This window comes from Vibrio sp. N418 (genome assembly GCF_000222565.1).
Lineage (GTDB): Bacteria > Pseudomonadota > Gammaproteobacteria > Enterobacterales > Vibrionaceae > Vibrio > Vibrio scophthalmi.
On sequence record NZ_AFWD01000045.1, the window covers coordinates 97,449 to 119,599 of the forward strand.

18 protein-coding genes are annotated in these 22,151 nt (G+C 44.6%); 8 read left to right on the forward strand and 10 right to left on the reverse strand.

Features of this window, described 5'->3' with window-relative positions; genetic code table 11:
* The first annotated feature begins 241 nt into the window (after window positions 1–241).
* The 3 genes from malT to RH86_RS08940 all read left to right on the forward strand — a co-directional run bounded on the left by malT (window position 242) and on the right by RH86_RS08940 (window position 5,087).
* On the forward strand, window positions 242–2,998 hold the full coding sequence (gene malT, locus RH86_RS08930) for an HTH-type transcriptional regulator MalT (RefSeq protein ID WP_009733716.1): 2,757 nt from the start codon (window positions 242–244) through the stop codon (window positions 2,996–2,998).
* Window positions 2,999–3,229: 231 nt separating this feature from the next.
* Window positions 3,230–3,889, forward strand: coding sequence for an NAD(P)H-dependent oxidoreductase (locus RH86_RS08935; protein WP_009733717.1), 660 nt, complete (start codon window positions 3,230–3,232; stop codon window positions 3,887–3,889).
* Window positions 3,890–4,211: 322 nt separating this feature from the next.
* Window positions 4,212–5,087 carry a tetratricopeptide repeat protein gene (locus tag RH86_RS08940; RefSeq protein ID WP_009733718.1) on the forward strand — a complete coding sequence of 292 codons (876 nt, stop codon included), beginning with the start codon at window positions 4,212–4,214 and terminating at the stop codon, window positions 5,085–5,087.
* Window positions 5,088–5,186: 99 nt separating this feature from the next.
* On the opposite strand, the gene RH86_RS08945 is transcribed toward RH86_RS08940, so the two are convergent.
* The 3 genes from RH86_RS08945 to RH86_RS08955 form a co-directional block, all read right to left on the reverse strand.
* Window positions 5,187–7,382, reverse strand: a complete 2,196-nt coding sequence (locus RH86_RS08945; RefSeq protein WP_009733719.1) for an immunoglobulin-like domain-containing protein — start codon at window positions 7,380–7,382, stop codon at window positions 5,187–5,189.
* 283 nt (window positions 7,383–7,665) lie between these two features.
* On the reverse strand, window positions 7,666–8,433 hold the full coding sequence (locus RH86_RS08950; RefSeq protein ID WP_005596492.1) for an alpha/beta fold hydrolase: 768 nt from the start codon (window positions 8,431–8,433) through the stop codon (window positions 7,666–7,668).
* A gap of 205 nt (window positions 8,434–8,638) precedes the next feature.
* Window positions 8,639–9,634 carry an MBL fold metallo-hydrolase gene (locus tag RH86_RS08955; protein ID WP_038219498.1) on the reverse strand — a complete coding sequence of 332 codons (996 nt, stop codon included), beginning with the start codon at window positions 9,632–9,634 and terminating at the stop codon, window positions 8,639–8,641.
* A 341-nt stretch (window positions 9,635–9,975) separates the two neighbouring features.
* On the opposite strand from RH86_RS08955, the gene RH86_RS08960 reads away from it, so the two are divergent.
* Both RH86_RS08960 and RH86_RS08965 read left to right on the forward strand, forming a co-directional pair.
* A complete protein-coding gene (locus RH86_RS08960; protein ID WP_009733721.1) occupies window positions 9,976–10,269 on the forward strand; it encodes a glucose PTS transporter subunit EIIB in 294 nt (97 codons plus the stop codon).
* Between the two features lie 39 nt (window positions 10,270–10,308).
* On the forward strand, window positions 10,309–11,721 hold the full coding sequence (locus tag RH86_RS08965) for a glycoside hydrolase family 1 protein (protein WP_009733722.1): 1,413 nt from the start codon (window positions 10,309–10,311) through the stop codon (window positions 11,719–11,721).
* A gap of 89 nt (window positions 11,722–11,810) precedes the next feature.
* Here the strand turns inward: RH86_RS08965 and RH86_RS08970 are convergent, their stop codons facing one another.
* Window positions 11,811–13,025, reverse strand: coding sequence for a DUF3644 domain-containing protein (locus RH86_RS08970; RefSeq protein WP_009733723.1), 1,215 nt, complete (start codon window positions 13,023–13,025; stop codon window positions 11,811–11,813).
* 241 nt (window positions 13,026–13,266) lie between these two features.
* On the opposite strand from RH86_RS08970, the gene RH86_RS08975 reads away from it, so the two are divergent.
* A complete protein-coding gene (locus tag RH86_RS08975) occupies window positions 13,267–13,560 on the forward strand; it encodes a SemiSWEET transporter (protein ID WP_009733724.1) in 294 nt (97 codons plus the stop codon).
* A gap of 7 nt (window positions 13,561–13,567) precedes the next feature.
* On the opposite strand, the gene RH86_RS08980 is transcribed toward RH86_RS08975, so the two are convergent.
* Complete coding sequence (locus RH86_RS08980; RefSeq protein ID WP_009733725.1) at window positions 13,568–14,005, reverse strand: GNAT family N-acetyltransferase; 438 nt, start codon at window positions 14,003–14,005, stop codon at window positions 13,568–13,570.
* 265 nt (window positions 14,006–14,270) lie between these two features.
* Here RH86_RS08980 and RH86_RS08985 point away from each other — a divergent pair, with 265 nt between their 5' ends.
* Window positions 14,271–14,747, forward strand: coding sequence for a copper resistance protein NlpE (locus RH86_RS08985; RefSeq protein ID WP_009733726.1), 477 nt, complete (start codon window positions 14,271–14,273; stop codon window positions 14,745–14,747).
* Between the two features lie 433 nt (window positions 14,748–15,180).
* The gene (locus RH86_RS19980) at window positions 15,181–16,146 is read left to right on the forward strand and encodes an alpha/beta hydrolase (protein ID WP_009733727.1); all 966 of its coding nucleotides are present in this window, start codon (window positions 15,181–15,183) and stop codon (window positions 16,144–16,146) included.
* Between the two features lie 211 nt (window positions 16,147–16,357).
* Here RH86_RS19980 and RH86_RS08995 read toward each other — a convergent pair whose 3' ends face one another.
* The 5 genes from RH86_RS08995 to RH86_RS09015 all read right to left on the reverse strand — a co-directional run bounded on the left by RH86_RS08995 (window position 16,358) and on the right by RH86_RS09015 (window position 22,080).
* Window positions 16,358–16,834 (reverse strand): glycine zipper 2TM domain-containing protein, encoded by a 477-nt coding sequence (locus RH86_RS08995; RefSeq protein WP_005596476.1) that lies wholly within the window; start codon window positions 16,832–16,834, stop codon window positions 16,358–16,360.
* A gap of 156 nt (window positions 16,835–16,990) precedes the next feature.
* Window positions 16,991–18,625, reverse strand: coding sequence for an FGGY-family carbohydrate kinase (locus RH86_RS09000; protein WP_009733728.1), 1,635 nt, complete (start codon window positions 18,623–18,625; stop codon window positions 16,991–16,993).
* Between the two features lie 11 nt (window positions 18,626–18,636).
* Window positions 18,637–19,596: an ABC transporter permease gene (locus RH86_RS09005; RefSeq protein WP_009733729.1), complete on the reverse strand. Its 960-nt coding sequence runs from the start codon at window positions 19,594–19,596 to the stop codon at window positions 18,637–18,639.
* Window positions 19,596–20,594 carry an ABC transporter permease gene (locus RH86_RS09010; protein WP_009733730.1) on the reverse strand — a complete coding sequence of 333 codons (999 nt, stop codon included), beginning with the start codon at window positions 20,592–20,594 and terminating at the stop codon, window positions 19,596–19,598. The genes RH86_RS09005 and RH86_RS09010 overlap by 1 nt, the downstream gene beginning before the upstream one ends.
* Window positions 20,587–22,080 (reverse strand): sugar ABC transporter ATP-binding protein, encoded by a 1,494-nt coding sequence (locus RH86_RS09015; RefSeq protein ID WP_009733731.1) that lies wholly within the window; start codon window positions 22,078–22,080, stop codon window positions 20,587–20,589. Before RH86_RS09015 ends, RH86_RS09010 begins: the two co-directional genes overlap by 8 nt.
* Window positions 22,081–22,151: the final 71 nt, after the last annotated feature.

The window sequence follows — 22,151 nt, forward strand, 5'->3', positions numbered from 1 at the left end:
GCATTTATCGTGGTAAAAACAGCCTCTCAGCAGTAAGAAATTGATCAAGTTCACAAATGTAGGGCGTAGACGCTCACAAAAGGTGAATTCAGCATAACTCTGACTCGTCGGCTACTCGCGTTGAAATAATTGTTCGGTACTATTAGTCAATAAATGCGATCGCCAGAGAGAAATGGCGATAACGATTGGTAACCCAAAGGAAAGGGTGCCCAACCGCTAACATGACAAGGATAGAAATCAGATGTGGATTCCTTCAAAGCTAACCAGTCCAGGGCGATTACATAACGCTATTTTACGACCTCGCGTGCTGGAATTGCTGCAAAATGCCACAGAGTACAAACTGATTTTATTTCGCTCTCCCGCAGGTTATGGCAAAACCACCATGGCCGCTCAATGGCTAGCAAAACAGCAACATGTTGGTTGGTACAATATTGATGAAAGCGATAACGATGCCTTTCGCTTTATCAACTATTTGCTGCAAGCACTGAATAGAGCCAGTGATAATGCTTGCCTTAATGCACTCAAATTAGCAGAGAAACGGCAATATGCCTCGTTAGAAAACCTGATCGGTGACGCGTTCACTGAAATAGACACGCTAGATAAACCCTGCTTTGTTGTGTTGGATGACTACCATTTGATTGAGGATGAATCGATCCATCAAGCAATGCGCTTTTTCATCAAACATATGCCCGATAAAATAACGCTGATCGTCACCAGCCGCACCACGCCATCTTTTGGTATTGCCAACCTGCGCGTCCGCGATCTGATGATAGAAATCGACAGCCACTTGCTGGCCTTTGACCGCGAAGAAACCAGTCGATTTTTCCAACAGCGTATAAACCATGAGCTCGATAGCACAACGACAGACTACCTGTGTGAATACGTCGAGGGTTGGGCTTCGGCACTGCAATTAATTGCGCTACAAACAACACAGCAAAGCCAGTCATTACTGCATTCAGCGCACACTCTTTCACACTCTTTGCCACAAGCACTCTCGCCAATAACAGATGGCAAAGATCACGTTCGATTCAATCAAGCACATCTGTGGGATTATTTAGTCGAAGAAGTGTTTGACCAACTTGATAACGCGACACAACAATTCATGTTGCACTGCTCAGTACTAGACCATTTTAATGACGCGATCGCCGCACAAGTCACCCAACAAGAAGATGCGCTCAGCCGCATTGAGGCTCTCAGCCGGTATGGCTTGTTTATTCATCGCCTTGATGAAAACAATTGGTATCGCTTTCATAACTTGTTTGCCGACTTTCTCCGCCATGAACGTCATGCTCGGATTCCACAGCAAGAAGCTCAACTGCAAAGTGCCGCGGCCCACGCTTGGCTTAAACAAGCGATGCCACAGCAAGCACTGCTTCATGCAAAAAAATCCTCGAATAGTGAGCTAATTGCAGACATATTGCAGCAATATGGATGGAATATGTTTAATAATGGCGAGTTAGAAGCACTCGAATCAGCGATTATTAGCCTACCTAATGAGGTACTCTACCAGCGCCCCATCTTGCCTATGCTGCAAGCATGGTTGGCTCAAAGCCAGCATCGCTATCACGATGTCGAGCGCTTACTTGACCAAGCAGACCAAGAGATGCAGCGCCTTAACATCACGTTAAGTGCCACTGACCAAGGGGAATTCAACGCACTACGAGCGCAAATTGCCATCAATCAGAACGAGCCTGAGCGAGCGCTGGCCTTGGCAGAACTGGCGCTGAGCCAGATCGACAATACGGTGTATCACAGCCGTATCGTTGCTACCTCGGTAATTGGAGAAGTAAACCATGTGCTTGGCCATCTTGATCGTGCGCTCCCCATGATGCAACAAACCGAAAAGCTCGCTCGTCAATATCAAGTACACCATCATGCACTTTGGGCGATGTTACAACAGAGCGAAATTTTGATCGCCCAAGGCTATGCTCAAGCCGCGTATGATGTTCAAGAAAACGCCTTTAAGCTGATTGAAGATCAACAACTACAACAGCTACCACTGCACGAATTTTTATTGCGTATTCGTTCGCAATTACTTTGGAGTTGGCACCGCCTGGATGAGGCTGAATTTTGCGCTTATGAGGGCTTACGAGTATTAGAAAATCAGCCCGCTAAAGATCACCTTCATTGCTATTCCATGCTCGCACGAATTGCGATTGGACGTGGAGAACTGGACAAAGCTGCTAAGTCTATCGACCAGATCGATCATCTACTCAAGCTTTCAACTTACCACGTAGATTGGACCGCCAATGCTTCGTTATCGCAGATTCTTTATTGGCAATCTCGTGGCGATCAAAGTGCGATGCAGCAATGGCTAGAGAATACTCAACGACCTGAGACCGCGGCCAATCATTTTACTCAATTACAATGGCGTAATATCGCACGTGTGCAAATCCACCTAGGGCAATTCAAGCATGCCAAGCAAACCCTGTTATTTCTGCAACAACAAGCAGATTGTCATCACTTGGTGACCGATACCAATCGCAATATGATCCTTGAAGCCGTTTTAACAATCCACCTTGGCGATGAAACTCAAGCTAAACAAGTTCTGAAAAATGCCCTGATACTGACCAATCAAACCGGTATTGTTGGGCAGTACATCATTGAAGGAAAAATGCTCGCCCCCCTTTTGCATAAACTCAATCATAAATCCGAGCTGGACGACCTTGAACGCCATCGTGCCCAGCACCTACTCAAGGCTATCTCAACAACACAGCGTTGCCGTTCAATCCACTTTGATGAAGAGTTTGTCACCAAGCTGGTCAACCATCCAGAAATCCCTCAGGTAGTGCGAACCAGTCCACTGACCCTACGTGAATGGCAGGTGCTGGGGTTGATTTATTCTGGCTTTAGTAATGAACAAATCGCCCATGAATTGGACGTTGCTGCCACCACGATTAAAACTCATATTCGCAACCTTTATCAGAAACTCAATATCAGTAATCGCAAAGAAGCCGTCACGACCGCGGAGAAATTACTCAACTTGATAGGCGACTAATTCACTGCGGATTCACAACTAAGAGGCAATGAATTGACCACATTGCCTCTGGTTAATTTGCCAGAAAAATCACTATCTAAAAGGGCTATGCAGAGATAGATAACGGGATTATCAATTATTTTTTGATAATGTTTTAATGATGAGAAGGTTTTTCTTTATCTTCGCTCACTCTAGAATGCATTCCAACAACACGGCAATCGGCCAAGACATTTAGATTAGTAGGGTACGAATATGACTCATCCAATTATCGCTGACTTAGAATCTCGCTACACAGCTAAAGCTTATGACCCATCAAAACGTATCTCTGCGGCGGATCTTGAGGTGATCTACCAAGCGATTCGTTTGTCAGCTTCTTCTATCAACTCACAGCCTTGGAAATTCATTGTGATTGAAAGCGATGAAGCCAAGCAACGTCTGCATGACACTTTTGCCAACAAACATCAGTTCAACCAGCCACATGCTAAGAGTGCATCGCACACCATCTTGTTCGCTTACAACCCGAACTACACTAAAGATCTGTACAAAAAAGTAGTTGATGCGGAAGTGACCTCAGGCCACCTACCCGCGGATATGTACGACACCATGCTAAATGGCGCTTACGGTTTTGCAGAAGCAAACACCGATGAGAATGGCTTTAATGGCAACTGGACTCGTTCACAAACTTACCTTGCCCTTGGTAACACATTGCATGTCCTTGCCCGTCTTGGTATTGATTCAACCACGATGGAAGGTATTGATTCTGAGTTGATCGGCGAGCTGTTCAAAGAAGAATTGGATGGCTACGTTTGTGAAGTGGCACTGTCTATGGGTTACCATCAAGATGGCGCTGACTACAACTTTGGCAAGCCAAAAGCTCGTCTACCTATGGTCGATATCTTGCAAGTCGTATAACAATTTAAATAAGGCTCAAATTTCACTGCCTGTTAAAGCCTCGCGATAGCGGGGCTTTTTTATCAAACCAGCATACCTATAAAGCACGTTATTCAATCGATGCTGTGTCCTCTTATAACTGAGCAACCCAAGCAATATTGCCGCTTATGAGTAACGCTTTCATTGCTAATCAATTTTGCGTTGAGGCTTGTCGATCTGCTACTGTGAAAAAGAACACTATACTCAAACTGCTTAAAACTTTGCTTGAGCCGCCAATTGTTGCTCAAGATCTGCACTCTAAGTAGACAGAAAACAAAACTTATATTTACAGTAAGGAAGCCACATGCGCCAAATTACTTCGTTGTTATTACTTGTCCTTGCGACAGTTGCCTTGCCTGCACACAGTGAAGAGAAATACTCAGAATCCGACCTTCTTGATCGCCCATTGATGGAGCGATATATCCTTGATGAAATAAAATCTCTGCGCCAATCGCAGCAAGATTTAGAGCGCCGTATGGTGATTGAAATCACCGACCGAGAACTCGCGGTCGCCGATAAATCCTTAAACTATGCCAACGTCACCGTCACCTACTTTTTCTACATTATCGCGGGTGTTGCATCGATGATTGCCTTTATTGGTTGGCAATCCTTACGTGAATTCAAACACAACACCAAAGAGATGGCAGAAAGCCGTTTGGACTCGATCGCACAAGACTATGAGAAAAAATTCAGTGCACTAGAGCGGGATCTAAAACGTAAGACCCGTATTATCAGTGAAAACAATAAAGAAATTGAGATAATCAACGAAGTTCACAACTTATGGCTTCGCGCACAGAGCATGCAAACTCCAGAGCAAAAAATTGAAGTCTACGATGAGATTCTTCACATACGCCCAGGAGACTTAGAAGCACTGACTTACAAAGCCGATGCCGCAATGGAAATCAACGAATATAACTGGGCACTGAGTATGTGTAACCGAGTGCTCGAAGTTGATGATACCAACGGCCCAGCGCTCTATCAACGTGCTTGCGCCTTTGCTCGATTAGGCATTGAAGACCAAGCGATTGAAGATTTGCAACGAGCCATCGACGCCAGCCCTTCGATTAAAGATCTCATCGCCAGCGAAAGTGATTTTGAATCTCTGCAAGGAAACCAGCGCTTCGAAGCCATGCTAGAACAGTATGCTGACGAAGCCTCAGGCACTGAGATTACGCGCTAGAAGCGAGAAGATTTTGGTCACTATTTGCAATTCTGTCCAGTATCCTCATAAAAAAAGCACCACAATTGTGGTGCTTTGTCTTAGATCAGCTGTTTGGGGTTACAGCTTCGTCCAAGCTTCTTTCCAGTAAAGGCTATCCGCTGGCGCGTAAGAAGCGCTCGCACACCATGCCGTTGTCGGCCAAGGCTTACACTCATATACCGCGTTATCAGCGCCTAACACACGATCACCCGCTTGGTAATTTGTGCCCGCTTGGTATGGCGGAATATCACTCGGTGGCGGAGTCACAGTGCCTTCTTCTTTGACTAAGAATGACTGGCTAAAGACCACCATTTCACCATCTGCTGCCGAACCTGTTACCTCAAGCGTATATTGGCCTACTTGCGCGTCATAGATTTCTAATGTGATCGCTTTCGTGTCCACTAAGTTAACTTGAGCTTGAGTCACCACAGTATTGCTGCTGTCTAGTGCCATAACGGTCACATCCAGCGCTTCATTCGCTGCCAGTGATAGCGATAAGTTCACACTGCCATTCGCGGCAACATACTCTGACGCAAGTCCCGTCACCGTCATTTCCAAATCCGTCTCTGGATCTGGCGTTTCACCGCCACAAGAGCTGTCAGAAACTTTCTTCCAAACGCCCCACTCACCAGTGGTACCTGGCTCATCACCGCGAGTCCACCAGCCCGCTTCCCAAGTGGCACCATCGTGCGATACTTGGTCACCTTCAACGTAAGTGGTTGCCGCATCCCATGCATTGGCACAACTGCTACCATCATTCACAACGACGTTGCGCTCAACACGTACCGTTTGATTTGCGCTGTCAGTCACCGCATATTCAAGCGCATAAGTACCCGCAACAGCCGTATCTACTTGTCCTGAAACGCGAATTTGCTCCGTTAGCTCACCATCTTCCGCATCCGTTGCCGTCACACCCGTAAGTGGGTTAAATGCACTGCCAACCAGTACTGTCGTATCAGACACACCACTAAATACTGGCTTCTGGCTATAAACTTCAACACTACGTGCTTTTACCGTTTCATTGTTGTCACTATCTTGCACGCGATAAGTCAGTACGTAAGTGCCAATCTGGTTTGTATCAACAATACCTTCAACCACGATCGTATTAGTCAGTTCGCCATCTTCTTTATCCGACGCCGTCACGCCTGCTAGCTCATTAAACGCACTACCATGCAGTACACGTGTGTTCTCAACCCCTTTAAGAACAGGTACGCCTGCTGGCGGTGGTGGGGGAGGTGTTTGTCCGTGTACAAATGGGCCGTAATCTTTAATGAACTGTTCGTTATATGCTTGGCCTGCTGCATTAGTCCCCATGTCCCAGTTAACTGACCAAGTCATCACTCCACGCAGTGGCTGACCTTGTGCGCTTAGGCGCGCAAATGCATCGTAAAGATCTTGTGGATTTTGAACGTAACCCGTTGCTGCCGCATCAATGCTCGATGGAATACCAAACACTAATTTGCTGCTTGGGATCTGATGGAAACCACGAGTGCCATTGACCAACGAGTCAGAAATGTAGTAGATAAATTCTTCTTTCAGCGCATCGTTATTTTGAGCAATCCAGCCGACACCATCAATCCAAATGCCGTCGCCACCTTGGTTGTAGAACTGTGGGTTAATCCAATCGTAATAACCTTCTAGGTTCTCAATGTATGGCACGTATTTACCATGTTGAACTAGATAAGGAAATTCAGGAGCCATGGTAATAAGGAAGTTCTTACCTTGTGCTTGGTAGTGATCTTTCACCATACGTAGCGCAGCAGGAATAACCGTTTGGTTATCAGCCGCGGTTACCGCTGCTTGCTCTAGATCGATGTCTAGGCCATCAAAGCCATAACGATCCGTGACACGAATAATTTCATCAGCAAAAGCACGCTCGTCGCCCGCTTTCAATTCAACATGGGCATCAGCACCACCCAACGCAATCAGAACAGAGCGGCCTTGCTTGTTTAACTCACCAATTTGGTCAATAAATTGCTGCTCAGAAAGGCCAATAGCTGGGTCTAAACGAAAGGTGGGAATACGGCCTTCAGCAACATCAAACACTTTCATAAATGAAACGTTGACGACGTTATACATTGGATCAACTTCTTCCAGTGTCACACACGGTGCATTGCCCCCTTTATAACCAGCACCATCACACCAGTTATGCCAGTAACCGACAACAACACCCGCTTCTGGGTTGACCATTTTTGAGCTGTCAGCGTACGCCGCGCCAGATGCAGCTGCGATACCGACCGATATTGCTAATTGAAGTGCATTAACTTTTAACATGTCCTACTTCCACAAAAATCGCTGTGGTTATCACAGCTTTGAAAACTAATTTTAGTCGGCAAATTTTGTTTTCAGATATGGCTATTTGCAGAAAAACAACACGTTTTAGTCAAATCGAGATCTTCTGTCACGATATGAAAAACAAAAGCACGTTTTTATTGACTCACAAAAGGTTAAATGCAGTCAAGTCACTGAAAGATTTGGAACTAATATTACAAAAAAGCCCCACCAGTGTGGGGCTTTTCCTACAAGCTAACAAACCGAATGGCTATTGCTTAATCAATCAGTGATTAATTTGTAAAAAACGACGCAACACTTCACCGACCACTTCTGGGTACTCGTTATGTGCTTCATGTTCGGTAAATGGGACATTGAAAAACTCGCAATCTGGTACGCGACTGATTAACGTTATCGCTTCAGAAAGAGAGAATAAGTCATCTCTGTCGCCACGAATAATCAACGTCGAGCAATTGATGTCATCCACTTGCTCATTAGGGTATCCATTCTCAGATGTGTCTAGCCAGAGTTCTTTCACCTCTTCAACAAGCAAATTAAAATCAGCTTGAGGGTTAATCTCATTATAGCGAGCCACTTGCTCTTCAAACTCTGCTTGCCAGTCTTCAGCCGTCAAATCTTGCAAAAGCTCGATTGAAGGATCATCAGGGTGTAAACGCCATTGAGAGCCCAGCGTCGTTAAACTTAATAGACGGTGATCATAGAGTGCAGCCAAGCGATAGCCAACAATGCCGCCATCACTAAAGCCAAATAGATGAAATTTATAAATTTGCAGATGATCCAGTATCGCTTCAACGTCTTGTTGGTAGCGAGCGTAGCTCAAAGGCAACTCACCCAACGTTGAACGACCATGACCACGTAAGTCAATTCGGATGATTTTAAACACATCCGGTACGTAACCTAACAGCCCATCAAAATCTTCACTACTCCCCAAACCGCCATGCAACATCACTAGCGGTTGACCATCAGGATTGCCCGACTCTTGGTAGTAAATTTCAGCGCCATCAATTAATAAATGCTGACCAAAACCAGACATAATCCTTCCTTATCATGTTGTAAATCAGGTTCATTCTAGTGCGTGCAAATATTTAACAACGTCCATTTCTTCACAGAATGAGTCGCAAAGCCGTGCCTTAGTCTCATTATTCAATCAAACTTTCTTCTCAAGAAGATTCTTCCAACTGACGAAATGAAAAAGCCCCGCAATTTCTTGCAGGGCTTAGATCTGAGTAACACAGCACTTAGAACGTCAGAGCATCACCTTGAGCTGGGAATAAGAAGTTCACACCCAGCGTGTTCGCCGTATCCAGTTGGCGTTTAATCACAACTTGTGGGTCTTCCCCTTTCTTCAAGCTGTATTTAATATGGCTAACCACAACATCGAGACCTTTCAAGCTACCTTTACCAGCCATCGACTCTAACGCGGTTAGCTCCTTCATCAGCCAATTAGGTGTTAGATGACCAAATAGGGCTTTATCTGGCGTTTCATTGGTAAATGACACTTCAATCACAATGCCCTTTAGCTGCCCTTGCTTAACAAATGGCGTTAGCGCTGACCACACTTTATTAAGCGCATCGCTCTTTTCTACTGCATCTGGCCCCGTATCACCAAAGTAGGCAAATACGTCACCTTGGGTATCTTTCAGCAAAAAGGCTGTCGATTCTCCACCAGAATGCGATAGCGGCATGGCCATAACTTGCATCGTCGTGCCTTTGACTGCCTGCCACTGGTATTGGGTTAAATCGGTATAGGTGTATTTGCTAAGCTTAAAGCCATTACCTTCGTTACCAAAGTTAGGCCATGCCGACCAGTTGAAGTAGTTATTCATCAACCCTTCGTTCGTCGATGCCAAACCGTAAATAGGTTTATGGCTGTCATCCGGTGAACTTATGATCATGCCTGCCACATGATCTAAGTGAGCGTGACTAATTAAATAGCCTTTGATCTTTTCTTTAAGTAGATAGCCGACTTTGGTGTACTTGGATTCTTCCGGCACTTTCACATCCGCAAACGCACCTTTTTGCTCAGACACAATCAAGCCGTTCACTACCGAACCAGCATCCAATAGCACGTAGTTATCATCAAGCTCGCTCTTGAGCATAAATGCCGTAAGATTGCCGTCTTGAATGCCCCCTTTACTGCCCAGTGTGACGGTTTCAAATCCCGCTGCACTCGCATTAATTACGACACCAAGTGACAAACAACCCACTAGCACTGCCAATTTCGTTTTTAGCATATCCATTCTTATCCTTATTAGTGGAGCGCGCAGAAATCGTTACCGACCTCATTCAGAGCAGCGCTATTTAATCGCAGCAAAGCGTCTCATTATGAGAGTAAAAGAATTTTATTACAGATAGTTAACTCAATTAGCTGAACTTTGAATCGATCATTTTATCGAAATCATTAAGTGCTCTAATCAAGCGGTTAGAGAAATAATTGCCGATCTTGTAGCGGTCGTTAGATAAGCGATCAGAATACCGTTGCCGAATCTAGCTCACTGTTTGACGATCTGCATCTGGCGTCTTGTTTGCGACGGCGCATAATCTCATCTAAATAGAATAACCATGAGCTAAAACGATGTTTGCTGCATTACGCAAAATTTTTACGGCTTTAACCCGCGTGAATCCTAACCTTGAACAAGAAGCCGATATCATTATCGAAGCGCTTGGAGGGATAGCCAACATAAAAGAAATCGGCGCATGTGCGACAAGATTAAGGCCAGAGCTTTACGACATGTCACGTTTGAATGAAAAAGCCCTAAAAGATAACGGCGCGATAGGCATCGTTCACGTGGATTCGCATCATGTGCAAATCATCTATGGTTTAAAAGCCAATAGCTACGCGCAATACATCGAGCAAAAGCTCAATTAAATTTCCTCAACTTTCGCTTTCATAAAACGGGGACACCTCATGACAACCAATACTCAGTTTCCACACGATTTTCTTTGGGGCGGCGCAATCGCAGCTAACCAAGTTGAAGGATCATACCTTACCGATGGTAAGGGCCTATCCACATCAGACATGCTACCTAACGGTATTTTAAGCCCTCACCAAACCCGTGCAGAGCGCACCGCAGGCATTAAAGATCTCGCCATCGATTTTTATCATCGATACCCAGAAGATATCGCATTATTCAAAGAGATGGGCTTTACTTGTCTGCGTCTCTCAATTGCTTGGACTCGGATCTACCCCAATGGTGATGAACTTGAACCAAACCAAGCTGGCTTAGAATACTATGACAAGATTTTTGCTGAATTAGCTGCTCATAACATTATACCATTCGTGACGTTGTCACATTACGAAATGCCTTATGCGTTAGTAGAAAACTATAACGGTTGGGGCAACCGAAAACTCATCGAGTTTTTCACTCGTTATGCTCGCACTGTTTTTGAACGCTATAAAGACAGTGTCAAACTGTGGTTGACCTTTAACGAAATCAATATGTCATTGCATGCACCGTTCACCGGTGTCGGCCTACAAGAAGATGCGTCTGAGCAAGCTATTTTCCAAGCCATTCACCACCAGCTTGTTGCCAGTGCCCAAACCGTGCAGCTATGCCATGAAATCATCCCTGATGCGAAAATTGGCAACATGTTACTCGGGGCTCTTGCCTACCCACACACGTGTAATCCTGACGATGTAATTGCTGCCATGCATGAGAATAATCAATGGTTGTTCTTTGGCGATGTACAAACCCGCGGTCGTTATCCTGGCTACATGCTGCGCTATTTCCGTGACAACAATATCAGTATCGAAATGGAGCAAGGGGATATTGAAACACTTGCTGCCGCCAGCGTCGATTTTATCTCGTTCAGTTACTACGCATCAGGTTGTGCCAGCGCTCGAGAACAAGAAAAAGAAGTCGGTAATATCATTGCTGGCGTACCTAACCCCTACCTTGAAAAGAGCCAATGGGGTTGGCTAATTGATCCAAAAGGCTTACGCATTTTGCTCAATTTCTTGCATGATCGTTACCAAAAGCCGCTATTTATCGTTGAAAATGGCCTAGGGGCACGTGATGAAATCACCGCTGACGGGGAAATTATTGATGACTACCGCATTGCTTACTTAAACGATCACCTCGTGCAAGCCCGTGAAGCGATCGAAGATGGCGTTGAATTAATGGGTTACACCACGTGGGGGCCGATTGACCTCGTTGCCAACTCGACAGCAGAAATGAGCAAACGCTACGGTTTCATTCATGTTGATCGTGATAATGAAGGCAATGGCGATCTCACTCGACTGCGCAAAAAGAGCTTTTATTGGTATCAGGAAGTGATCAGAACTCAAGGTGGCTCTTTAACCGTAACAAGTGCTGACTAAGCAAAGTGATCATTGATTAAAGTGACCATTGATAATCCCTGCATCGCAGGGATTATTTTCTCTCTAGTAAAAAGAGGCTCGTGATTTTCCTAACTAACTCGGACTCTTTCATACCATTGGTCAAACTGATCTATTACTCTATTGTGATAGAACGTCTTATTGATACTATTCGGATTATCAGGGTCTAGTCGCCGAACTTTACAGTATCTCTCCCCTTCTGCTTTTAATATCCTCATCTGGTCATGAAATATCTTATTTTGCTTGAAGTTAGTGAAACGAGCTTTAAGAATACTGAGTAACTCATGATAGTCATGAGGATAATTTCTTAACGCGTCTTCTTCTGATAATACTATTTCTGGAGCATCTGGGTCGTTCGTTAAACGTACTTGTAAAGCTTCATCGTTCGTAGTTTTAACGAGCTTCGTATGCAGTTTCAGCGAAATTGCATAGTTTGCATCTCTATCATGCTCATGATCTTTCTCAATATCTTTCAAATACTTTAATAAATTGGCCTTTACCTCATTGTCGACACTAAAACTGGCCACATCTGAAAGATGAAAAAATGACACTGGCATTAAATAAAAATTATAACGGCTAAAATCATAGTTAAACCAAGTCATCGCTAACGTCATAAAATTTTTCAGAGATGCTGTTCCAATTTCTTGGATACGCGTACTTAGCTCTAAATCACCGCAGACAAAATGGACCGAATCATCACGAATATTCATTAATAACTTAATGTTGTCTCCTACGACTGGTGGAATTGCTCCAGTCGCTAATAGGCGGTTCAACGCAGTCCCCAACGAAATTGTTTTCGGGTTTCCACTCGGCGATATTTGAACTTCCCCTTTATTCAAAATATGAATCGATTTAGGTAAATCTGAGCCATCCTTAACAAGCTTAGATTTAAGAAGAAGCTCCCATGCATTTGTCATTAAGATAGAAAAAGTTTCTTCTCTATGCTGAAAATTAGGTTTGTTATAAATTTCAATTGCTGAAATACACGCTGACATAGCCTTTTCCAACATAATCTGGTGTAAAAACTTATCAACATCATCTTTTTGGCTTTGATGCTGCCGAAACGTTGTTGGGTTGAAAGTAGTTATGACCTCTGTAACTTTAAAACCATTATTACTTCGCTCTAACAATGATACCCACTTTTTCTTTAAATAAGTTTTTACGGTAGAAATACTCCAACCAGTTTTCTCTGCAAGCTCCTCTAATGAGAACTCACTTCCTGTCTTATAATTTTCTACAAAATATGTGTAAGCTTTGTCTACTTGTAACCATTTTTTATTTGACATATTAACCCTAACCACTGACATCTATATATTGTTAGATAAGCTTAAATAGCCAGCCTTTTATATTAGAATAATTCGGTTTTTCAGCGTGATATTCAACAATCATTCATACACATAGAGATCTCCACCAAAAACGGTGCATTCAAATTGTAGTAAAAGAAAAGTTTTCGTTTTCAAACCAATAAGCAACGTATTGATTTATCACTATACTTCTAAATCAGTCAGTTAAAGACAAGGAAAGCAAATGGCTTTGATCGAACGAATTGGTAAAGCGCTTGAACCACTGATGCTGGTCATGGGGTTGATCAGTCCACTCGCCACCATGCCTCAACTCTATAAACTCTACGTCTCTCACAGTGAGCATGCATTAGGTTTGTCACTCACCACTTGGCTACTCTATTCATTTATCGCGCTGCTTTGGACTATCTATGGGATATATCATAAAAACCCGACGATCTGGGTCGGCAACTGTTTAGGTTTTTTGATGTATGTCGCCATGGTTGTCGGCATCATTGCTCATACTGGTGGCACGTATTAGCAACAAGCTATTGTGCTTCGTTCACCAGAGTTTTACGCAGACCAATGCGGCTATGACCAGTGGGAAAATTGTCAAAACGGGTAAACTCTTCAAAGCCTAAACTTTGGTAAAACATCGGCGCTTGCCAGCTTTGTGTCCACAGCCACAAACCAGATAACTGCTGCTCTCTTGCGTGCTCTTCCGCTTGCGCCATCAACTGTTTTCCCATACCTGTGCCACGGCAACTATCATCAACCCAAAGTTCATCAATGTAGAGCCACTCCCACAGTAAACTCGCCGTAAGCGCGGCAATCAGATTGCCTTCTTCATCTTGCACCGTCCAGTTGAGGCTCTGTTTGAGATAGGCTGGTGCATCTTGAGTTTGACTATGAGATTCAAACCCTGCACTCAATTGGCGCTGCTGCTCAGCGTTAAGCTCACCCGTCGTAAATTCAATTTTAGTCATTTTCTATCTCAGTTATTGTCCTTATTCTTACTGACTATTTTATCGTACTCCACCGGTTCATCCGTAGATTTTTCTCTCAGATTGACAAGCTATTTTCACTTAATTACAAGTAAAGCTGGATGGTTTTGATGCAGCTTCTTCAAACAGGTCTATTATTAATCAGTAAATCCAAGTTGTTTAAATTTATCACTTTTACTGTAAAAACACGTATGTCATCCGGCGCTAAATAGCATAGTAAAGGAAGACTGATTTCGAGAGGAAGCAAATGAAAAAGGTCGCAATAGCATTAACAAGTGCCGTCATCATTCTAGTCGGCTGTGAAGATAGCAATACTAATCCGAGTGCGGAAGTACCAGCCACCTCTGCTGCAGTATCAACCGCTGACACCAGCATGAATGCCGAAACAAAGGCGAATCAAACCGCTAAAGAGGCCTTGGATTGGCAAGGCGTTTACAAAGGTGACCTTCCGTGTGATGAATGCGCTAACATTAAGGTCACGCTGACGTTAATGCCAGATGGCAAATACACACTCATTCAAATCTATGATGACGCCGATAACACCGAAACGACATCACAAGGGGAAATTACTTGGGATGATACCGGTAGCATCATTACTCTAGTTAATGCACCGGAGCCCAACCAATACGTTGTAGGCGAAAACATGCTGACAAAACTCAAATTTGATGGTGAAAAGGTGGATGGCGAAATGGCAACGTTCACGATTTTGACCAAACAAGAGTGATAGCACCGAACAAGTTCAAATATTAGAAAAGGCCTCAATTGAGGCCTTTTTACACTTCTAAATTATCATGACTAAACTTGCCATGACTCAGCCATCGAGACTCAACCCTTGCGATACTACCTATACAGCTTTTACGAAGACGCCCTAATAGGCTCACTGCATGGTGGGGTATCGCCTGAAACATAAGCATTTAAAACTGGCAAAAGTACAACATCAACGGTTCTGTTATTCGTTTAGATCAAAACAGGGATTTACCTAAGCTGTGTGAATACTAAAAGACCAGCAAAGGAATTGTCGTACCTTCCAATTGGTTGCAAGAATCAGAGAAGGCAACCGCAATATAATGAACCAATATCAATAAAAGATGCTGGATAAATACATATTGATAAAATCCATCATAGCCTGATTGAGTTAGCCATTAAGGAGTAAGGCGATGCGAAAGAGTGTAACGTTATTATTCATACTATTCAGTATACTCGCCAGTTCAGTGAGTTACGCCAAGCCATCACGAACTCAATATTTGAACATTCCTGCGCCAGCACTAGAGGCCAGTAAACTCAATACCGCAACAGAACAATCTATTTACGTCTACTTACCACCCAGCTATTTTGTCTCTGATAAAAAATACCCTGTGGTTTACTATTTACACGGTTTCCAAGCTGGGCCCTTTGAGGCTCGTGCTATTTCAGGAAACACGTTAGACAATTACTCGGCAGAAAATCAAATCCAAGAAATGATCATTGTTGGCGTTACTGGATCGAATAGCTTTTATACCAATTCCCCAATTACCGGGAATTGGGAAGACTTTGTAACCACCGACGTACTAAACTATGTTGACAATAATTTCAGAACCTTAGCTGCAGCCTCTAACCGCGGTATTGTTGGTTTTTCCATGGGCGGATTTGCTGCCATCAACATTGCATTTCGTCATCCAGATAAATTTAAGCATGTTTTCTCATTAAGCCCTGGGTTGTTTGCCCCCACAGGCCTTGCAAAGGCCGTCAATCAATGGCAACAACAAGGTTGGACACCAGTGCTTGATGCCTACGCTGCCGCCTTCGCCCCCAACCCTAACAGTAAAGATGGCAAATTGTGGCATGAGTGGGATGCAAGCGATCCAGCAGTTGTTAAAATGTGGCAATCTGGCTACGGCGATATCGACCAAAAAATCGAAGCTTATCTGCTAAAACCAGACAAGCTGACCTCTATCTATGTCGAATACGGCAGTGAAGATAGCTTCCAATGGATCCCCGAAGGAAGCCGATACCTCGTCCAAGCACTCAGCTCAAAAGGTGTTAATGTAGGGGAATATGATCATGGAAGTGGCCATGTGATTACTTACTTACAAGCGGAACATATTATCGACTTTTTTGGCCACGCTTTTTCCAGAGAAAAATAACTTTAACCTCACGTGTCAGAGGCTCTATCTAAACTTTGTCATTCCTGTTTGCTAAATGCCCGACAGCGCGGTGATGATAAATACAGCCAATAAACCGAACAAAGACCTAGTTTGATGTTTTTGTTCGGTTTCTAAATTATTTGCAGGCAGACAAAATCATTCGAAATGGCTACATGAAAAATAGATTATTCCGCGATTCGTTAATGGCAAATTAACGTGGCACTACCCTTGCGGTACTACCATCAACATTCACCTGAACAGCTTGGCCCGGTTGGAAAATCATATTGGGGTTGGCTTCTTGCACAATCGCGATTGTCTGGCCATCTTCAAGACGGATGGTTAGATTTACCCCATTACGCTTACCTGCCGCACCAGCTGCTTCACTACCGGCGTAGCCGCCCAGTAACCCGCCACCAATGGCTGCGATATCGGAACCTGATCCACCACCGACTTTGGAGCCGAGAATCCCACCAATCGCGGCCCCTGCAATGGTACCGATCACGTTGGTTGAATCTGAAGCATCAATGGTTACTGGCTCAGCTTTGACCACGGTGCCGTAATACACCTGCTGTACGGTGCGAGTATCCCCAGAACCATAAGCATCACCATACGGATTCGGTGATGAGCAACCGCCTAAAATGACAAATGAAGACATAACAAGCATGCCTGTACTGATACTTTTGAACATCTGAACTCTCCCCAAGGGCCACTACTGACAAAAGTATAGATGCAGCATTTGTTTTATGCCGTGAAAACACGACAGTTTAAAAGACAAAAAAAACCACCAAACAGCGTTGGTGGCTTTCATTGATCATATCGGTTTAATCGTTAGCTCACGCAGTGATTAAAACTCTTTCATCAAGCGTTTATATTCCACATCATCTTGATACATCTTATGGAAGATTTGGTACTTCGCATCATAGAAATGTTTAATCTTCTCAGTCTGAGGCATCACACTCTTACTGATGCGACTCATGGCATTCATCGCATCAGGAATATCGCTATAAAAATCTGCCGCGACGGAGCCCAACATTGCAGAACCCAGCAGTACCGCTTCACTCTCTTCAGGTAAGAGAATCATACAACCTGTCGCGTTAGCATGTTCTTGTAAGAAAACGCTGTTCTTAGTGCCACCACCGCACGCCATGATGGTATCAATCTCATAGCCAGAATCGTTCATCACTTCAATAATATGACGGGTACCTAAAGCAATACCTTGTAGTGTGGCCAAGTATTGCAGTGCCATATCATCAATGGTTTTCGACATTTTAAGCCCAGTAATCGTACCGGTTAGATGGGCGTTAGCACGTGGCGAGCGGTTACCATGGAAGTAAGGCAGTACATGGATATCACGAGTTAAAAAGGCAATATCCTCTTTGCTACCCGCCAATTCTAACAAGCGATCATTGAGCAATTGGTAGATAGTTTGACCTGATTTATCGGCCTGCTCTTTGGCAGTGTTATACAGGGGATGCGAGGTAATAATATGATCAATCAATGCACCTGTGGCTGATTGACCACCTTCGTTAAGCCAATACCCTGGGATCATTGCACCGTAATACGCGCCCCAAACTCCATCAATAAAGCGCGCGGTTTTTGAGGCCGCCATGTGGCACGAAGACGTACCACCAATCAAGGCGAGACGCTTATTGAAATCGGCTTTTTCTCCCGTCATGCCAGCTGCGCCCAACACGCCAATACCACCGGCGTGCGCATCGATGATTGAAGTACCAACGGCCGTTCCCGGAGTAAGTCCTAAATCATCAGCGGCGTGATTGGTTAAACCATAACCTACCGGTTGGCCCATAGGTAGGATACGATCCCCTATCGATTTTGCATTATCTTCAAGCAGGTCTTCTAGGCCAATCAGTTCAAAAAAGCTCTTGTCCCACTTACTTTCATGGCCAAGATACGTCCACTTACATACGGTCGAGCATAAAGAACGACTGTCATCGTAAGTTGCTTTCCACGTTAAGAAATCCGGCAAATCAAAGAAGTAGCCGGCTTTTGACCATGTATTAGGCATATTCTGTTTTAGCCACAATAATTTTGGCGTTTGCATTTCTGGTGAGATACGGTTGCCGACATACGCCAAAACAGGGTGCTCGGTTTTATTGATGCGGTCCGCCTGTGCGATAGCGCGGTGATCCATCCACATAACAATATTTTGTTCACTGCGACCAGTCGGACTGACCGTCAAAGGTTGTCCTTTTTTATCCAAAACCACCAGCGAACATGTCGCATCAAAACCGATACCCTTGACTTGAATTGGGTCAATATTGGCTTGTGAAACCGCATCTTTAACCGCCAAACACACACATTGCCAAATATTGTCAGAAGATTGCTCAACGAAGTCTGCTTGTGGCTTAAACATTTGAGTATCGCGTTTTGCTTCACCCACTTTACGCCCTTGAGCATCGAATACGCCTGCTCGTGCGCTGCCACTGCCTACGTCAACACCGATAAAATAAATACTCATATTCTTCCCCGTTAAGCCTTATTTTTTTGTAAGAAGATAAATAGGATCAAGATGCCGCCCCACAGCGCCATAGTGAGATAGCTGCTCACTCCCAGCAAATTAAGACCACTTTCCAGTGTTTGCAGCACAATCAGTGCTAAACCGATACCAATGATGCGGCCAAATCCACCGTCTGGGTTAATACCGCCCAATACTGAAGCTAAAATCGCAATCAGTAGATAAGACTCGCCGTAACCCGCTTTGGCTGAGTTGAATTTTGCCATCATCACAATCGCTGCCGCCCAGCACAGCAGTGAAGAAATCACATACACATAGAGAGTGGCTTTTTGCGTGTTGATGCCTGAAAAGCGGGTCGCTTTTTCGTTCGAGCCCATCAAGTAAATGGTGCGACCAAGGCTGGTATGCTCAAGCAAAGCCCAAAGACCAATCGCAAAACCAACAAACAAGATCAGTGGCATTGGAATACCCATTAATGAGCCGTTTCCCAATACCAATAACGCTTCAGGAAAGCCCGAAATGACGCTACCGCCTGAAATAAGCACATTAAGGCCATTAATGAGCGTCATCATACCTAGAGTGGCAAGAATAGGAGAAACACCAACGTAAGCGATTAACGCGCCGTTAAGCAGGCCAATCACGACCGCCGTCACTAAACCACCTGCAAGAGCTAAGACCAACATAGTCGAACTCTCTGGGGCTTGAGTAATGATGCTCGCCATCACTAGGCCACAAGCGTTCGTCGTTGCGATGATCGAAAGGTTAATACCACCAGTCAGCATACACACGGCCATCGCCAGTGCGAGCAGACCCAATAGCGGCATCTGCGATGACATCGATTGTAAGTTACCGATTGAGAAAAATGCTTGGCCGCTGGTAAAGCCCATCACCGCCAAGATACCGACTAAAATCACCAACAAATATCGAATGTTTTTATCCGTTGGCAGTTTTAAACTATTTAGAACCTGTTCCATTATGCCCCCTGCGCCGCTTGTTTTTTCTCGTTAATTGCGGTCATGCTGATACTGCAAACAATGATTAACCCCGTGACAACCGTGTGCCAGTAAGAAGGTACGCCTAATAGGGTTAGGCCGTTTTTCACCACGGCTAATAAAATCACACCAAGAATCACGCCAAATAGAGTCCCTTTACCACCCGTCATGCTGGTACCACCAAGCACCACAGCCGCAAGTACCGTTAACTCAAATCCCATTAATGAGTTCGGTGCTACCGATTGAGTAATTTGCGTTTGTACGACGGAAGCAATACCCGCCAAGGCGCCCATATAGCCATAAACAAACAGATTGATACCGAAGAGGTTAATACCGATACGGCTCGCCGCATCTGCGTTACCGCCAACGGCATAGATCTGGCGACCCAAGCGTGTTTTTGACATTAAGAATGAAGTCAGCGCAATCATGGCAATCAAAGTCAAGATTGGTAACGACAGCCCATAGTCATAACCATCACTGCCCGTGAAACTAAACAGCTCTACACCATTCATAAACCAATCTGGGAAACCGTATAACCATTCGCCATTACTAAAGTAAATCAGCAGACCGAAAAACAAATTCAACGTCGAGATGGTAATGATGATCGCTGGCACTTTGAGCTTGTAAACGAGAGTGGCGTTAATCATTCCCAATAGCATCCCGACCAACGCTGCAATACCAAAGGCAATCATAAAGTTACCGCCAATACTGAGGATGTAGCTGGCTGCCACATACTGAGCAATCGCCGCCGTCGCCGGGAATGAGATATCAATTCCGCCCGCAATAAGCACCACAAACAGACCACAAGCCATGATGCCAAGTAGCGCCGAGCTGACCGACATATCGAAGATGTTACCTAGGGTAAAGAAATCTTCCGAAGTTGCCGTTAACACCGCCACAATCAAAACGATCATCACAGAAAGATAAAACTCGTGACGCTTGCTAAAGGAAGCCAACGAACTTTTGGATTGATTAAGCATTGACGGCCTCCATAATTTCTTGCTCTGAGCAGTGAGTTGGTTGGAAGTCATGAGTAAAACGTCCTTCTTTCATCACAATCACACGATGACTGTTGTAAAACACTTCTGGGATTTCATCACTCACCATGATGATCGCCATACCGTTCGCGGCGAGATCTTTGGCAATGTTGTAAATCGCCTCTTTGTTGGCCACATCAACACCAACGGTTGGTGAATCAAGGATCAGCACTTCTGGCTCAACGGCTATCCACTTGGCAATTGAGATACGCTGTGCATTACCACCTGACAGACTTGTTACAGGCAGTTTGGGGTCAGCCACTTTAATCGCCAGTGAAGAGATAAGCTTTGCGACTAATTTATTGGCTTTCAAATGATCCAGTACGCCCGATGGCTTTTGTAAACGTTTTAGAACCGAAGCAGTAATGTTGTCTTGAATCGACTGCTCCATCACCAGCCCCGTCGACATACGGTCTTCTGAGACGTAGCCAATACCTTGAGCAATCGCATCACGATTGGAGTTAAATGAGGTGGCCTTACCATTGATCAGAATGTCACCACTGTCGGGCTGACTCATGCCAAACAGCGCCATACAAAGTTCAGTACGACCTGCACCAAGTAGCCCCGTAATCGACACAATTTCCCCGGCTCGAACTGACAATGATACGTCGTTAAATTGCCCTTTTTTGGTCAGGTTTTTAACCTCCAGCTTCACATCACCTTGCTGCTGATAGGGTGCTAAAGGCGAGAATTCAAAGCGCTGGCCTGTCATTAAAAAGGCCAACTCATCGCTGTCCACTTCGTCCGCTTGATACGTGCCAATGGTGCGGCCATCACGGATAACGGTAATGCGATCGGAGATCTCCATGACTTCATCCAGTTTGTGGCTCACAAATACCACCGTCACACCTTTCGATTTCAAATCGGCAACCACTTCGATTAGGTGGTTAACTTCGGTACGCGTTAATGAGGCGGTTGGCTCATCCATGATCATTAACTTGGCATCCGATGCCATGGCACGACAAATGGCCACTAATTGACATTCGGCAATAGAAAGCTGCTCAACACGCTTATCTAGCGGTAGTTTTACGCCGACTTTTGCCATCGCTTTTATGGCAATTTCTTCAATGCGTTTTTGCTGAACCAGACCCTTTGTCCACTCAACGTGATCTTGAATCGCAATGTTTTCCGCCACTGTGAGGTTAGGGAATAGCGACAGATCCTGATAAATAACCTGAATACCATGTTCAATCGATTGCTGCGGATTTAAGCGTGGGTAGCTTTTACCACCCAACCAAATTTCAGCACCTTTTTCTGGCGCATGAACACCTGAGATAACTTTAAACAGCGTACTCTTACCACAGCCATTCTTGCCTGCTAGACAGTGCACTTCGCCTTGGTTAAAAGTGAGATTGATGCCATCCAACGCTTTAACCGAGCCAAAGTGTTTTGATACATGCTTGAGGGTAATAAAAGGAGTATCAGACATAATAACTTCCAGAAATCAGGGGGCAGCGTTGCACTGCCCCATAGTTATGTATTGCTTTCGCCAGTCAGACT

Excerpts from the sequence above, each read along its gene's own strand:
- malT (WP_009733716.1), top strand. The coding sequence starts at position 242 with ATGTGGATTCCTTCAAAGCTAACCAGTCCAGGGCGATTACATAACGCT.
- RH86_RS08935 (WP_009733717.1), top strand. The coding sequence starts at position 3,230 with ATGACTCATCCAATTATCGCTGACTTAGAATCTCGCTACACAGCTAAA.
- RH86_RS08940 (WP_009733718.1), top strand. The coding sequence starts at position 4,212 with ATGCGCCAAATTACTTCGTTGTTATTACTTGTCCTTGCGACAGTTGCC.
- RH86_RS08945 (WP_009733719.1), bottom strand. The coding sequence starts at position 7,382 with ATGTTAAAAGTTAATGCACTTCAATTAGCAATATCGGTCGGTATCGCA.
- RH86_RS08950 (WP_005596492.1), bottom strand. The coding sequence starts at position 8,433 with ATGTCTGGTTTTGGTCAGCATTTATTAATTGATGGCGCTGAAATTTAC.
- RH86_RS08955 (WP_038219498.1), bottom strand. The coding sequence starts at position 9,634 with ATGCTAAAAACGAAATTGGCAGTGCTAGTGGGTTGTTTGTCACTTGGT.
- RH86_RS08960 (WP_009733721.1), top strand. The coding sequence starts at position 9,976 with ATGTTTGCTGCATTACGCAAAATTTTTACGGCTTTAACCCGCGTGAAT.
- RH86_RS08965 (WP_009733722.1), top strand. The coding sequence starts at position 10,309 with ATGACAACCAATACTCAGTTTCCACACGATTTTCTTTGGGGCGGCGCA.
- RH86_RS08970 (WP_009733723.1), bottom strand. The coding sequence starts at position 13,025 with ATGTCAAATAAAAAATGGTTACAAGTAGACAAAGCTTACACATATTTT.
- RH86_RS08975 (WP_009733724.1), top strand. The coding sequence starts at position 13,267 with ATGGCTTTGATCGAACGAATTGGTAAAGCGCTTGAACCACTGATGCTG.
- RH86_RS08980 (WP_009733725.1), bottom strand. The coding sequence starts at position 14,005 with ATGACTAAAATTGAATTTACGACGGGTGAGCTTAACGCTGAGCAGCAG.
- RH86_RS08985 (WP_009733726.1), top strand. The coding sequence starts at position 14,271 with ATGAAAAAGGTCGCAATAGCATTAACAAGTGCCGTCATCATTCTAGTC.
- RH86_RS19980 (WP_009733727.1), top strand. The coding sequence starts at position 15,181 with ATGCGAAAGAGTGTAACGTTATTATTCATACTATTCAGTATACTCGCC.
- RH86_RS08995 (WP_005596476.1), bottom strand. The coding sequence starts at position 16,834 with ATGTTCAAAAGTATCAGTACAGGCATGCTTGTTATGTCTTCATTTGTC.
- RH86_RS09000 (WP_009733728.1), bottom strand. The coding sequence starts at position 18,625 with ATGAGTATTTATTTTATCGGTGTTGACGTAGGCAGTGGCAGCGCACGA.
- RH86_RS09005 (WP_009733729.1), bottom strand. The coding sequence starts at position 19,596 with ATGGAACAGGTTCTAAATAGTTTAAAACTGCCAACGGATAAAAACATT.
- RH86_RS09010 (WP_009733730.1), bottom strand. The coding sequence starts at position 20,594 with ATGCTTAATCAATCCAAAAGTTCGTTGGCTTCCTTTAGCAAGCGTCAC.
- RH86_RS09015 (WP_009733731.1), bottom strand. The coding sequence starts at position 22,080 with ATGTCTGATACTCCTTTTATTACCCTCAAGCATGTATCAAAACACTTT.